This window comes from Cerasibacillus sp. JNUCC 74 (assembly GCF_053667775.1).
In genome coordinates, this window is record NZ_CM132207.1 from 3,035,504 (window position 1) to 3,049,073 (window position 13,570).

A 13,570-nucleotide genomic window follows, 5' to 3' on the forward strand; every position below is an offset into this window, starting at 1 on the left:
TCATTTTTTAACAGATAGACATTATCTATACGTGTTTGTGATTATGAAGGGAGGAGTTTTCAGAAAATTATCTCGTGTGAATGTAAATATTTATAATGTTTTTCCTTGTCCTCGAAAAATCGCAATGTTATTCAAGAAGTTTTACTTGTCCTAGAAAAACGCAATGCGTCGCTGCCGTAGATTCTCTGTCCTGTCACCTGCGAACGAATCAGCATTTTCGGTACTTCCACTTATTCCTATCACTTTTGAAGTGAGGTTTTACAGCACTTTAGATGTAGAATAAAGAAAATATGCCTCTAAACAGGGGGATGCCGACGCCTGAGCGGCAAGCCGATTTTAGTCAACCTTCCTTAAGATTCGAGCTGATGGTAACCTTATCATAGAAAGAAGATCGAAGTTTGCTAGCAGCACAAGCACTTAAGCGGAAATATAATTCTTTTGAACAAACGTTCGCTTCAGCAAAGAGTTAATAATTATCCACCATCGAGGGGCGGAGATAATCTCGTAAACTAATATTAGAAAAATTTGGCTTGTCGCCAAGTCTTTAGCGAAAGCTGTAGTTTTTCTTATACGTTAACCATAAAGTTTTATACTTTCCTATAGTATAAAAAACCCTTACTCCACAAACAGAGTAAGGGTTAATATCTATAGCTTATTTAACCTTCTAAGAGCAAGTCATATGGGTCTTCAAGCAATTGCTTAACACGAACAAGAAACTGTACTGCTTCTTTTCCATCAACAATACGATGATCATAAGATAATGCCAAATACATCATTGGGCGCACTTCAATACTGTCATCCGGCATAACAACTGCACGTTTTTGGATGTTATGCATACCTAAAATACCGACTTGTGGCGCGTTTAGGATCGGAGTTGATAACATAGAACCAAATGTCCCGCCATTTGTTATCGTAAACGTACCGCCTTGTAAATCACTCATTTCTAATTTCTTGTCACGAGCCTTTAGACTGAGGTCTTTAATTTCTTTTTCTACTCCTGCAAAATCCAGACGATCTGCATCACGTATTACTGGAACTACTAAACCATCCTCTGTGGAAACAGCAATACCAATGTCATAGAATTTCTTTATTATAAGTTCATTTCCTTGAATTTCTGCATTTAATAATGGGAAATCTTTCAAAGCACCCACTACAGCTTTTGTAAAGAAAGACATAAACCCTAATTTCACACCATGTTTTTCAATGAATTTTTCTTTTCGTTCACTGCGCAACTTCATAACATTTGTTAAATCTACTTCATTAAACGTAGTTAACATTGCTGCTTCATGCTGAACTTCAACAAGGCGTTTAGCAATTGTTTGACGGCGACGTGACATTTTAACTCGTTCTACCGGCTTAGAGAATTCTGTTTTCTCTGCTGATTTTTTCTCTTGTTTTACTGATTGCTTTTGCGGTTTATCAGCATTTTTAGCTGCTTCCTCCACATCTTCTGGGCGAATCCGTCCTAATGGATCACGTGGACTAATCTTGCTTAAATCAATATTCAGTTCACGGGCACGTTTTCTAGCAGCAGGTGAAGCAATCACCCCAGCAACTCCAGTTTCCTTCTGCTCTTTAGTATCTTCTTGGCTAGGCTGTTCCTGCTTTGGAGATTCCGATTGCTGATCCACTTTTTCTTTTTCTTTATCTTCTGTTGGCTTGGATTCTGCTTGTGTAATGCTTCCTGCCTCAGCATTTTCGTCAATTTTTGCAATAACATCGCCAACTTCTACATCTTCGCCTTCAACTTGAATAATTTCTGTAATCACACCAGAATATTCTGAGTTTACTTCCACATTTACTTTATCTGTTTCTAATTCAACAACTGGGTCCCCTTTTTCCACCTTGTCTCCTTCTTTAACCAACCACTCCGCAATAGTTCCTTCTGTAATTGATTCTGCCAGCTCTGGTATTTTTATTTCACTCATCAGAATCTCCTCCTTTTGTTGGGGTTATCGCTTTTTGAACAATTTGTTTTTGCTCTGTCTTATGGACATTTGGAACACCTACTGCTGGTGAAGAACGATCTGGACGACCGATATAACGTAATGTTTGCCCATCTTTTAGCAAGTCTCTCAAGTAATCGTCAACGAAATCCCAGCATCCCATATTTTGTGGTTCTTCTTGCACCCAGACAATTTCTTCTAAGTTCGGCAAAGCGTTTATCTCTTTTTCCAATTGTTTTTTAGGGAATGGATATATTTGTTCTAAACGTATTGCTCGTAGCCAATTAAAATTGTCATCCGCCTGCTCAATCGCTTCTTCAATATCTACCATAATTTTACCGCTTCCAATCAGTAAGCGTTTAGCATTCTTCTTACTTACCTTTAAGTTAGGCTGATCGCGGATAGCAAGGAACTTACCTTTGGTAAACTCTTCTGCTTTCGAAGCAATTCGTTGATTTCGAATCAAGCTGCTTTTCGGCGTCATAACGACTAATGGTCTAGCTTCTTCCTTATTACGTAAAGCTGCCTGTCTACGAATTAAATGGAAGAATTGGGCAGATGATGTAACATATGCTACAATCCAGTTATTCTCTGCAGCCATTTGAAGAAAGCGCTCTAGTCTTGCACTGGAATGTTCCGGTCCCTGTCCTTCATAACCGTGAGGAAGGAGCATCACCATATTCGATTTATCTCCCCATTTTGCCCGTGCCGAAGAAATAAATTGGTCAAAGATAACTTGCGCTACATTAGCAAAATCGCCAAACTGCGCCTCCCAAATTACTAGAGTATTTGTCGCTTCTACACTATATCCGTATTCAAAACCCAATACACCCGTTTCAGATAAAGGACTGTTGCGGATGTCAAAGGAAGTTTTTGCTTCTTCAAGCATATGCATTGGGCAAAATTTTTCACTTGTTTCAACATCGTGCAACACTAGATGACGATGAGCAAACGTACCTCTTTCGGTATCTTGTCCGGTAAGACGAATTGGAATTCCATCACGTAAAATGGAAGCATAAGCTAATGCTTCTCCAGTACCCCAATCTGCCTTTTCCCCATTCTCTAATGCATTTTCACGTCGCTTCAAAATTCTCTCCAGCTTTTTATTACTGTTAAAACCTTCAGGACGTTCTAATAATCCTTTATTCAACGAACGTAAAGTTTCTAGGTCAACAGCAGTCTCATATTTATCTAACCCATTTTTTAATGCTTCCGGCATAAACATAGACTCTGCTTCACCAGTTTCGTTTTCTTTCATATTATTGTAAATTTCTTGCAATTTATCGAGGGCGCGCTGCTTCATCTCTTTAAATTGCTCTTCTCTTATAATCTCTTTTTCTTGTAAATCTTTAGCAAATATATGCGCTACAGTAGGATGCTCATCGATCATTTTGTATAGAACCGGCTGTGTCATTCGTGGTTCGTCCATTTCGTTATGACCATAACGACGATAACCAACTAAATCAATGAGAAAGTCCTTGTTAAATTTTTGACGATACTCATAAGCAATTTGAACTGCAGAAATACAAGCAATTGGATCATCTGCATTTACATGAATAATTGGAACTTCAAACCCTTTAGCAAGATCACTTGCATAGCGGGTCGAACGACCATCTTTTTGCTCTGTTGTATAGCCTAATAAGTTGTTTGCAATAATATGCAATGAACCGCCAGTAGAATATCCTGGAAGATTACTTAGGTTAAAGGTTTCAGCGACAATTCCTTCACCGATAAATGCTGCATCACCATGGATAAGAACTGGAATCGCTTTATTCTTATCTTGTTTGGGATACCCTTTTTCATAACGATTATCCTGTGCAGCACGAGCAAATCCTTCGACAACTGGATTAACGAATTCCAAGTGAGAGGGATTGTGCGCTAGACGAATTCGCGTTACACTTTCTTTTCCATCTGGTTCTTTTGTTGCACCGAAATGATATTTTACATCACCCGTCCAACCATAATTAATTCCCATTGAACCTTCAGAAGGAATTAACTCTTTATTCGGAGAGTGGTGAAATTCAGAAAAAATTCTATCATATGGCTTGCCGAGCACATGGGCTAATACCGCAAGTCGACCACGGTGAGCCATACCCATCATAATGTTTTCAACTTTATCAGCACTCGCATTTTTCACAATTTGATCTAACATGGGTACCATAATTTCTAATCCTTCAATAGAAAACCGCTTTTGACCTACAAACGTCTTTTGTAAAAATTCTTCAAATCCTTCGACCTGTATAAGTCTTTCTAATAGCTTCGTTTTCTCATCGTCGGATAAGCTGAGCCTCGCTTTACCTGACTCAATTAAATCTAGCAGCCACTTGCGTTCGTCATCATTATTGACATGATCAAATTCGAATGTAATCGTGCCAGAATAGTACTTTTTCAATTCTTTTACAACATCTAATCCATTTTCTACCTTGCTTGGAGCGTTTTCCCATAACCAAGAAGCTGGAATACTTGCTAAGTCTCCTTCCGTTAACCCGTATGTTACTGGATCAACTAATTCAGACTTGCGTTTTTTCATGCCGACTGGATAGATTTCTGCCTCCAGATGCCCGAAACGCCGAATAGCCTCAACAAGTTTCATTGCTGAGGTAAGTTTCTTTACATCGTCTATGGATGTAGCATCAGCTGCTGCTCCAGCCGCACCATTTGTTTGGGATAACCATTGAGGGGCTCCATGCTCATCGAACATTTTTTTAATGGATGGATCTACTGCCTCTGGATCCTCTTTGTACAAATCGTATTGCTCTTCTACATACCCCAAGTTTGGACCATGAAATTCGGACCAGAATCTCTCATTGGATTCTTCATTCTGTGCCAACTTTTATACCCCCATTAGAAGTTACGTAATCCGTTCTGAAACGGTATACATTATTCAATCTACATTATAGAACTGACTATAGATTACTTCAACTAATATACCTCATTTTATTTTGGCAGACAATACCATGTTCTAATTGTAATTATAAACAGAATTTTCAAATGGCTTAACTTACTATAAAACATGGTATATCCTCTTTGATTTAGCAAAAATCGCGGGCTCCCTTGAAAATCGCCAAATTCCGCTTCCGAAGTTTTTCTTGTCCTAGATCTCCAAAGGATTGGGCAAATGGGTGTGTTATCTCCCACTTAGACAACTTCGTATTCCTTTTAACTTTTGAAGTGAAAATCTTACGGAAACTTAAGTGTAAGAAACTTATATTTATGAAGGAGGATTTGTTCCAACTGAGAATATAATCAACACTATGGACGATTGTTTCATTTTTGGGCATGTTTCGTTATAATAGAATTAACTCTTATTATGGTCACTATTTAAAGGGAGGATGGAAAGATGAAGTTAGCTTTATTAATGGGGGTTATTGCTGTATTTATGGTGTCTTTTTTTACTTCCGGATACGAATCAAAACCGGGAATGCCAAAAAAACAACAATAAAGGAAGCGCAAACGGTAAAGGGTACAGCTTTCCTACCGTTTGCTTTTTTTCTTAAAGAAAGTAAAATATCAAGTTGAAATGCAGCTCTCACCTTGAGGATCTTAATGTCTAACCTATAAACACAGCTAGACTACAGCTTCTCTGCTAAAAATTTAGCATTTAATCAATACTTTTACATGTTATGTCAAGTTTGGAAATCCCTGCTGTCTTAATGCTTCGTATACAATAATCGCAGCGGTATTCGATAAATTTAATGATCTAACCTTATCACTCATATGAATACGTAAACATCTGTCTTCTTTTCCCGTTAATAAGTCACGTGGAATCCCATTTGTTTCTCTGCCAAACACAAAAAACAATTCCTCATCTGGATCACTAAAATCAAAATCGGTATAATGCTTTGTACCAAAGTTCTCAATATAATAATAGCTTGCTTTCGGATAGGTTTCATACAAGGATTCGATTGACTTATATTCACGAATATCTACATGATACCAGTAATCAAGTCCTGCTCTTTTCAACATCTTATCATCTGTTGAAAACCCAAGTGGATGAATTAAATGTAACGTTGCATTTGTTGCTAAACATGTTCTGGCTATATTGCCAGTGTTAGCTGGAATTTCTGGTTGATATAATACGACATGTAAACTCACTTTTTCATTCTCCTTACGTCTATCTACGTTACAAGTATAGCACTATTTTCTTTATCCCAAAAGCGCTGTGTTATTCCGTATGAATTCGAAAAAATTTATATTGAATCTGTGGTGTCCAAGCAGAGGAATCTTCATAAGACCAATAGCGATTTCGGCTATTATCGGTATGTGCATTAACAAGTGGCATGCCGTATGCGTCTTTTGCTACAACAATTGTATTATGATCCCACCTGCCATCTCCTGAAAAGTCATAGCAAATAACATCACCAGGAATAAGCTCCTCTGGCGATTCTTTCTCTTCTCCACGTAAACCTTGCGTTGAGCCCGATAAATACCATCGCATGGAGTGAGCAACTGCCCAGCTAAAGCTCCAGCTATCCTTTCCGTACCACCAACCGCGTTCTCTAATTGGTGCCCCCCGCATTGGTGCACCACCAGCAAACAAGCATTGCGATACATAGTTCGTACAATCGACGTCGAAGGTTCGATAGGCTGGATTATAGCTATTCCACCATCGTTCTGCATATTGAACTGCCCGGTGGCGATCATAAACAGCTCGCTTATATGAAGTTTCAGTATTCATATCTGGTACCACTTTTCCTTTATCATTTTGCATCAAAATCTGCTGCTGTTTATGGTCTGTTATCTCCCCTTTAACCATGCTAAATGTATATGGTGAAATTACTTCTTCCATATACAGCTGTTCTCGCTGTTTTACTAAAAACCGTAAATGTAACAGATAATTGTAGGATCGTTCATCATTGTAGCGTAGTTTTCTGTACAACTGACCATTTCCTTTAATTCGTACTATTTTAGCATTTCTTTCAGTAAATAACTTTCGTTTTCTTGACCACCAATTTTCTTTATTTTGATCTGAAGCAAAAAAATCTAACCAGTAGCTTTTCAGCTTCTCCATAAAAATCCCCTCCATAAAAAGTATATGGAGAAAGGCTTTTAAATAGCACTATCCTTTTAGTATAAATCCAGTATTTATAAGGGTTTTCGACCAATTAAAGGAATTTATTCCACTTAAAATTAAATATATAAAACAGTATTTTAGGGAAGATTGGGGGAACCTTTTATAATTAAAAGGCTTATTTACAACCGTATTTTTTACACTTGTATTACTTTTTTAATATTTTAAAAGCCATGGGCGGGCGTTATACTTAGACGATTAAAGGGTATTCTTTAGAATATATTTCTTATCGATAAATACATTGGTTTACCTGTTAAATAAAATCTTCAAATTAAGGCGAAATGTTATCAATATTGCAATGTTTCTTTAGAGAGTTATTCGGCAAGTAAACCATGTTTTTCAGTAATACTCTTTCCTTAAGGAAAGCATTCTACTACCCGATTCGCCTCTTTTATGTGCACACCTTTTTTCTTTGGGTGCCCCCTTATTTCTTTTCCACCTATACCGTCGTTTCCATGACTTCACGGTAATAATTGAATCGCAATATTTGTCAGCTATATCTTTATATTTCATACATTTGTTGTAATTTATCTCAGCTTTCTTGTATCTAACTACCATTTACATTAACCCCTACCTCCAACAGTAAACGAGTTTGTTTTGAGAAAAAGACACCCGTGTGGTGTCCTTTTAGTACTTTTCACTGACCATAATATGGTGTAAAGTTTTTAAGTTTCTTATAGATATAAATATTGTTAAAATTAATGAGTATATCCATAAAGTGAAAAGAACCCAATAAAAAGATGTAAATTGAAAATCCTTAGGCATATTAACTACTGACGAAATAATTAAAATAATAACTCCTATCAAAATTATAAAAAACTGAGTTATAATAGCAGCACTAAAGAAGGTCATTATAATCTCAAATAAAGTTACACCTTCTACTTTTTCACTTTGAGATTTTTTTAATTCAATTAATAGTTTTGATCCTGCGGTAGCCAGGACGGATATACTTGTAATATTAAATCCAGCAAGTATTGAAATAAAAGTTTATTCCTTTTAACATAGAACTTGTAGAAGGCTCTACAAATTTTATAAAAAACAATATAATCGTTGTGATGAAAAGCAGGGAGAGTGTAAAAAGTTTTGTGTAAATGGATATACTTTCCAATAAGGAGATGATCATTTATGCAAGACTTTTTTCATGACAAAACCATTAAAGATTTGGTAAAAGAATGTCGTACTGTAGAAGATGTACAAGAGATGATGAAGCTTTTATTTAAAGATACCATTCAACGGGTATTTGAAGCTGAATTAGAGGATGAACTGGGTTATCAGAAACATAGTACCACTGGCAATAACACTGGAAATAGCCGAAATGGGTATAGTAAGAAAACGGTAAAATCTAAATACGGGGATACCGAATTGAATATTCCAAGAGACCGAAATGGTGACTATGAACCAAAGATTATTAAGAAGTATGAAACGACTATCAATGGAATAGAAGACCAAATACTGGGACTTTATGCAAAGGGGATGTCAACAAGAGATATCGAAAGCCAAATGCAGGATTTATATGGGCTTGATATTTCTCCGACCATGGTTAGTAAAGTAACCGATAAGATTATGCCTCTCGTCAAAGAGTGGCAATCACGCCCTCTTCATCGGGTTTATCCAATTGTTTATTTGGACGCAATCCACTTTAAAGTACGAGATGGAAATAGGATTGTAAATAAAGCTGCATACAGTGTTTTAGGAATTAATATGGATGGTAAAAGAGATACTCGGCATTTGGATAGGAGAAAATGAAAGTGCTAGTTTTTGGTTGGGCGTATGCACAGATCTTAAAAATAGAGGTGTAGAAGATATTTTAATTGCATGTAAGGACGGGCTTTCAGGCTTTTCAGAGGCAATTAGTTCTGCGTTTCCTAAAACAGAAATACAGCTATGCGTCATCCATCAGATACGCAATTCCATGAAATATGTCTCCTATAAGGAACAAAAAGAGGTAATGAAGGATTTAAAGAAAGTCTATCAAGCATTAACCTTAGAAGAAGCCGAACTGGCCTTCACTGCTTTCAAAGAAAAGTGGGAAAAAAAGCATCCTATTATTATTCGATCCTGGGAACAAAACTGGTTGGAATTAACCGCCTATTTCAGTTACCCTAGGGAAATTAGAAGAATTATATACACGACGAACATTATTGAAGGGTATCATAGACAACTTAGAAAAGTCACAAAAACAAAATCTGCTTTCCCGTCTGATGATGCATTAAGAAAAATGATATATTTGGCAACCATGGATATTACTAAAAAATGGACTATGCCAGTACAAGGATGGAAAGAATGTATATCACAGCTAGCCATTCATTTTGGAGAACGTCTAGAAACCGAACTTGCATTATAACTGTAGTTTGGTTCCGGCTTGACATGGAGCCTCTGCGGGCGTGATGAATTGGCGATGGAGATACCTTTAAAGAACAAAGCTATCGCCAACGAAAAAGCGAGCGTATCACGCCCGCTTCTCCACGTAAAGCCTGTATATTTTATTGTGTGCAATTCCCATTTACACAAAATAGTTTATACTCCCAAAGCAGGTGTTAAAAAGTCAAATATGAGTTCCGCTTTTGTGGAAAATAGCTGCTCTCCATGTAATATCTTAATTTATTTTTCCCTATCAATTTCATAGAAAAAGCCTACCCGTAAGAGTAGGCAACCAAATCATTTATTAATTTTTTTTAAAATCATCATTATCATTATCATCATAATCCTGAAGTTCATTTAATATCTCTTTTAAACGTACAATACTATTTTCAAATTCATACATAGTAATTTCTTCATAACTTGATTCGCCTTCACCAAATACATCATTATCATATATATTAACAGTTGCACCATCAGATTTTAAGTTCTTAATTAATTGTTGTAGCTTTTCAAGCTCGTCTATATCATTAGCATCAGTTTCAACCAAAAATTCTTTATTTTCAATATCATTTTTTAGTTTTGAGAAACTCAAACCAGTATGCTTTTTAATTGTCATTAAACACTTATTGATATCACTTGTTTCAATCTTTATAGCAATTTTATTCACTTGATTCCCTCCCTTTGTTAGTATTTATAACTCCTCCATATAATTCGGATTCACTGGTCTACCTGGAGAATTTTTATGAAAACTTCCGCCATGCCACCCTTTTAAATGTTCACTAGGAGTTACATGATATATCAATTCACCTCTATTAGATATATGAGGATAATTCTTTGCATTGAATGTATGATGACCAATGATTGGTTTACCATTGTATTTAGGTTTTTTTCCGTTTAATATATCTTCAATTTGCTTTGAAGTCCAATTTCTTGTTGGAGTATCGTTGTTTAAAATTCTTTTCTTTTCTTGTTTCCAAAAAATATTAACACCAGTAGCCCTACGCTTCATAAACCTCTTGTTCCACTGATATCTTTTATATTCACTTTTAGTTACTGAGCGTTTTTCAATTTTCTCCTTTATAATTAACTGCTGTTTTCTACTTAAAGAATTGTAAGGTGTTTTTTTTGGAGTTAAATCAAAGTTTTCTATATCCTTTATAGTAAAGTTTTTACCGACTGTATTTCTCTTTTTGAACTTCTTAGCCGGTACCTTAGTTTTATTCGCAAATTTAAACGCATCTTCGCCAGTTTTAATCAGCTTTATAGGTTTTCCCACTGGAACAATAGAAACTAATGCTATTGCCCTCTCGCTCTTAGAAGCTTCTGAATCCAAAATAGTATTAACGTCATCTAAAATGAGAAAGTCAGCTGTTTCTTTTACAGCAGTTGCACCAAATTCTCCTGCTTTTACAAACGCATTTTTCGTACCATCTGCTGCTTTTTCTAACCAGCTTTTCTCTGGTTCTCTAGGTTTATGTCGATTAGCTGGAATCGTATGAACCAATTCATAGTTTGTACCGGTTTCTGATTTGAACTTCCTTACAATTCTACCATCAGCTAAGGTATAATAAGTTCCTTGTCTTACTCCCTTGTAATCCGAAACCTTTACTTTTGAAACAATTAGATACTCGATAGTTGAAAACTCATTTGCAGTTAAACTATCCCCCGTTGCTGCTAGGATAGCATGCATAGCCGATAGCTGTAATCCATTGTTTTCAGTCCAACATGTTTCTGTAAATAGTTAACAGGAATCGCTGCTAGTGGGATAAACTTTGAAAATAGATGTTTGCCAAGTTCCCCCATGATTACTTCTAAGTCTATGGCATTCTTTCCAGCCTTTTTCATGAGACCTTGCATCAGCTGCTGATGAATTTTTTGATCAGCTATCTTTCTTGCTTGGTACGTTGCAATATTTATTTGACCGCTGTTTCCTAGTTCTCTAATCCGACTTACATAGTTTTTCATGGTATGAAGATCTTGTTCCACAGGCTCGAGCTTAGCTGTATTATGTCGATCAAATAGATACAGCCTTTCAATGGTCTGGTGTGTCATTTTCTTTGCATGTTGTACTTTATCCAGGAACTCCCCATCATCTATATCCCGAATATGAATAATGTCTCTAACCGACTGAAGAACAGCATTTGCTTCATCGGTTAGCATCATTGTCATATGTTCTGCTCGTTTAAGTGCTCGTTGAACATCACCCGCAAGAAAATCCTCTCGAATAACTCCATTCCTGTTCGGTTCCAGTTCATTAATGGATTGTTTTATTTCCCGTAACGTATCCGAGTAATTGGTAATAAAACCCTCCAGAAACACCAGAAATGGCATGTACACCTCTTGATAAAAAGTTCGAATAGAATTCTGTCTTCTCTTTAAAAGCTTCCTCTAAGGCGGTAATGCCTTCTATACTTTTCTGGATATTTTTGATTTGTGTATGTATCTGTTCTAGCTGCGCCAATGTTTTGTCGATAAAGCTATGACATTCCCCTACATAAAGCGCCTTAATGGATACCTCCTTATACTAAAAGTGCAAAATTTATTGAATTGTTTATAGGTGGAAAAGCATTAAGTTTGTTTTGTACATATTAACCCCTTTAGATGTAAATTCTATAAAAATATTTAAGAGCGTTCCGTTTTAATTATAAGAGCAGATTTACCAAGTCCGATGATCTAATTTTTGAGTTCCTTTCATATTCTTTTCAAATGGAGTAGCAGTAGATAAACGATTGGAAAATAGTGCCGAGGAAATTTACAGAACTTATGACTATTCTGATGATCAAGTAGACAAACAAGCTGCATCAATATTCAGTTCTGTAATACGTATATAGGTTTGCTGGGGGAGATTTTTGGGGAGGTTTTCCCCCACACTTAACAACCTCAATATTGGCAATGTTTATAGCCTATAACCCTCCATAGAAAGTATATGGAGGGTAGGCTTGTCAAACATCTAGTTTTATATTTTTTTGCATGTAAGATTAATAATTTGTGGTTTTTAGCTTGAGTAAAATAAGCAGATTGAAGATCTCGATGAACTCACCTATTATTTTTTAGCGTGCTGGTGTTGAAATGCCAATCCTTTTTCCATCTCATATAAGACCTGTTCATCTTCCTCTGCTTCCATTGCTTCTTTAATAGCTTGAAATGCCTCATCCGTTCCAATTTTCCCTAACGACCATGCCGCTGTTCCCCGAATCACCGGACGGGGATCATTACGCATGACATCAATGATTTCAGCAACAGCTGTCGTATCTTTATAATGCCCTAACGCTATCAAAGTATTGCGCTGAATCGGCTTTTTCCCCCGCCATGATCCCGAAATATGCCCAAATTTTTCTTTAAATTCGCGATTAGATATTTTTAACATAGGGATTAATTTTGGTTTAGCTATATCGTATTCAGGTTCAAACTCAGGATGTATATGAAAATCCAACCTTAAGTTTTTTGGACAGACCATTTGGCATGTATCACAGCCATAAACACGGTTACCAATTTTCGAACGGAATTCATCCGGTAAAAAATCTTTTGTTTGAGTTAAAAACGCGATACAACGTTTTGCATTTAATTGACCAGCCTGAACAATAGCACCTGTAGGGCAAGCATCGATACATTTGGTACAAGATCCACAACTATCTTCAACGGGCTTATCGGGAGTAAATGGTATATTAGTAATTAGTTCGCCTAAATATACAAAAGACCCAAATTCCGGAGTAATAATAGAAGTATTTTTACCACTAAAGCCAATCCCTGCTCGTTCTGCAACCGCGCGATCAGATAATTCTCCTGTATCGACCATCACCCTACTTTTACCATCTGGCACTCTCTCCCGGATAAATTCGGCAAGCTTTTCAAGTCTTTCCCGTAAAACAATATGATAATCAATTCCCCAGGAAGCCCTCGCAAATAAACCTCGTCGTTCCTGCTTCGTACTTCTAGGAGCTCCCTTCATGCGGGTGGGATAAGCTAATGCAATAGAAATAATCGATTTGGCTCCAGACAGTAAACGCTCCGGCTCTGTTCGCTCCTCAATCGTTCCTTTTTCAAAACCAGATTGATAATCTAATGCTTGCTGTCTGCGCAGACGTTCTTTTAATTCCGTAAACACATCTGCTGAAGCAAAGCCAATTTTATCAATGCCAATTTTCTTGCTATAATCAATAATTTCCTGCTTCAACTGTTCCGTTTGCATCAT

10 protein-coding genes and 1 pseudogene are annotated in these 13,570 nt (G+C 36.6%); 1 reads left to right on the top strand and 10 read right to left on the bottom strand.

The window, feature by feature from the left end; genetic code table 11:
• Positions 1 to 656 precede the first annotated feature (656 nt).
• The 5 genes from odhB to JNUCC74_RS13585 all read right to left on the bottom strand — a co-directional run bounded on the left by odhB (position 657) and on the right by JNUCC74_RS13585 (position 7,575).
• Positions 657 to 1,928 (bottom strand): 2-oxoglutarate dehydrogenase complex dihydrolipoyllysine-residue succinyltransferase, encoded by a 1,272-nt coding sequence (odhB, locus tag JNUCC74_RS13565; RefSeq protein WP_454065764.1) that lies wholly within the window; start codon positions 1,926 to 1,928, stop codon positions 657 to 659.
• Positions 1,921 to 4,776 carry a 2-oxoglutarate dehydrogenase E1 component gene (locus JNUCC74_RS13570; RefSeq protein WP_454065765.1) on the bottom strand — a complete coding sequence of 952 codons (2,856 nt, stop codon included), beginning with the start codon at positions 4,774 to 4,776 and terminating at the stop codon, positions 1,921 to 1,923. The genes odhB and JNUCC74_RS13570 overlap by 8 nt, the downstream gene beginning before the upstream one ends.
• Positions 4,777 to 5,567: 791 nt before the next feature.
• On the bottom strand, positions 5,568 to 6,041 hold the full coding sequence (gene trmL / locus JNUCC74_RS13575; protein ID WP_454065766.1) for a tRNA (uridine(34)/cytosine(34)/5-carboxymethylaminomethyluridine(34)-2'-O)-methyltransferase TrmL: 474 nt from the start codon (positions 6,039 to 6,041) through the stop codon (positions 5,568 to 5,570).
• A gap of 70 nt (positions 6,042 to 6,111) precedes the next feature.
• Entirely contained in the window at positions 6,112 to 6,957 is an 846-nt protein-coding gene (locus JNUCC74_RS13580) for an amidase domain-containing protein (protein WP_454065767.1), read from the bottom strand.
• A 399-nt stretch (positions 6,958 to 7,356) separates the two neighbouring features.
• Complete coding sequence (locus JNUCC74_RS13585; protein ID WP_454065768.1) at positions 7,357 to 7,575, bottom strand: terminase gpP N-terminus-related DNA-binding protein; 219 nt, start codon at positions 7,573 to 7,575, stop codon at positions 7,357 to 7,359.
• Between the two features lie 567 nt (positions 7,576 to 8,142).
• Between JNUCC74_RS13585 and JNUCC74_RS13590 the strand changes: the two are divergent.
• Positions 8,143 to 9,361, top strand: a pseudogene (locus tag JNUCC74_RS13590) (IS256 family transposase).
• 321 nt (positions 9,362 to 9,682) lie between these two features.
• Here JNUCC74_RS13590 and JNUCC74_RS13595 read toward each other — a convergent pair.
• The 5 genes from JNUCC74_RS13595 to queG form a co-directional block, all read right to left on the bottom strand.
• Positions 9,683 to 10,045 (bottom strand): hypothetical protein, encoded by a 363-nt coding sequence (locus JNUCC74_RS13595; protein ID WP_454065769.1) that lies wholly within the window; start codon positions 10,043 to 10,045, stop codon positions 9,683 to 9,685.
• 24 nt (positions 10,046 to 10,069) lie between these two features.
• On the bottom strand, positions 10,070 to 11,068 hold the full coding sequence (locus tag JNUCC74_RS13600) for a hypothetical protein (RefSeq protein ID WP_454065770.1): 999 nt from the start codon (positions 11,066 to 11,068) through the stop codon (positions 10,070 to 10,072).
• A complete protein-coding gene (locus tag JNUCC74_RS13605; RefSeq protein WP_454067896.1) occupies positions 11,053 to 11,736 on the bottom strand; it encodes a T7SS effector LXG polymorphic toxin in 684 nt (227 codons plus the stop codon). The genes JNUCC74_RS13600 and JNUCC74_RS13605 overlap by 16 nt, the downstream gene beginning before the upstream one ends.
• The gene (locus tag JNUCC74_RS13610) at positions 11,633 to 11,887 is read right to left on the bottom strand and encodes a T7SS effector LXG polymorphic toxin (RefSeq protein WP_454067897.1); all 255 of its coding nucleotides are present in this window, start codon (positions 11,885 to 11,887) and stop codon (positions 11,633 to 11,635) included. The genes JNUCC74_RS13605 and JNUCC74_RS13610 overlap by 104 nt, the downstream gene beginning before the upstream one ends.
• Positions 11,888 to 12,421: 534 nt before the next feature.
• Positions 12,422 to 13,567 (bottom strand): tRNA epoxyqueuosine(34) reductase QueG, encoded by a 1,146-nt coding sequence (gene queG, locus JNUCC74_RS13615; protein WP_454065771.1) that lies wholly within the window; start codon positions 13,565 to 13,567, stop codon positions 12,422 to 12,424.
• Positions 13,568 to 13,570: the final 3 nt, after the last annotated feature.